This window comes from Nostoc sp. CALU 546 (assembly GCF_048836525.1).
In genome coordinates this window covers 18743-20104 of sequence record NZ_JAWJTF010000142.1, presented here as the reverse complement: position 1 = coordinate 20104, position 1362 = coordinate 18743, and the positions used below count along the sequence as shown (strand labels likewise).

The window sequence follows — 1362 nt, the reverse complement described above, 5'->3', positions numbered from 1 at the left end:
GACATCAACGGCGACGGCTTCGATGACCTAATTATCGGTGCAATAGGTGCCGACCCCAACGGTCAGTCTGTGGCAGGGTCAAGCTACGTAGTCTTTGGTTTTGCATCTCCTACGCCGACAAATAAACCTCCTGTCGCGGTTAATGATACGGCTACCACCGACGAAGACACTGCCGTTAACATAGATGTCTTAGCTAACGACAGCAACTCCCTAGGGGTGACAGCTATTAATGGTAGGACAGTTGTTGTTGGCACTGCCATTACTCTGAGTTCTGGTGCCTTAGTTACCCTTAATACCAATGGCAGCTTAACCTACAACCCGAATGCTCAATTTGAAAGTTTGGCTGTTGGTGAAAGCGGCAGTGATAGCTTTATGTACACCACCAACAATGGCAGCTTGAGTAATACAGCTAGTGTCAACTTGACCATTAACGGAGTCAATGTCGCACCTCAGGTTACTTCATTAGATATCTCATCCCTGAATGGCAGCAACGGCTTTGTGATTAACGGCATTGCTGCGTATGACAGATCAGGCAGTTCTGTCAGCAGTGCGGGGGACATCAACGGTGACGGCTTTGATGACCTAATTATCGGGGCAAGTAATGCCGACCCCAACGGTCAGCTTTATGCAGGGTCAAGCTACGTGGTGTTTGGCAGCAATAGTGGCTTTAATGCCCAACTCAACCTCTCGTCCCTGGATGGCAGCAACGGCTTTGTAATGAACGGTATTGCAGGTGACAGCTCAGGCAGTTCTGTCAGCAGTGCGGGAGACATTAACGGCGACGGCTTCGACGACCTAATTATCGGTGCACCAAATGCCGACCCTAACGGTCAGTCTGCGGCAGGGTCAAGCTACGTGGTGTTTGGTCGCAGTAGTAGCTTTGATGCCCAATTCAACCTCTCGTCCCTGGATGGCAGTGACGGCTTCGTGATTAACGGCATTACTGCGTTTGACAGCTCAGGTAGTTCTGTCAGCAGTGCAGGGGACATCAATGGCGACGGCTTCGACGACTTGATTATTGGGGCACTTCGTGCCGACCCTAACGGTCAGTCTGGGGCAGGGTCGAGCTACGTGGTATTTGGCAGCAGTAGTAGCTTTGATGCCCAATTCAACCTCTCATCCTTAGATGGCAGCAACGGCTTTGTGATTAACGGCATTACTAGGCGTGACTACTCAGGCAGTTCTGTCAGCAGTGCGGGGGACATCAACGGTGACGGCTTTGATGACCTAATTATCGGGGCAGAATATGCCGACCCCAACGGTCAGTCTGCGGCAGGGTCAAGCTACGTGGTGTTTGGCAGCAATAGTGGCTTTGATGCCCAATTCAACCTCTCATCCTTAGATTGCAGCCACGGCTTTGCG

1 protein-coding gene is annotated in these 1362 nt (G+C 51.3%); it reads left to right on the top strand.

The window, feature by feature from the left end:
- On the top strand, positions 1-1362 hold a 1362-nt coding region (locus RRG12_RS38800), incomplete at both ends, for an Ig-like domain-containing protein (RefSeq protein WP_420762867.1).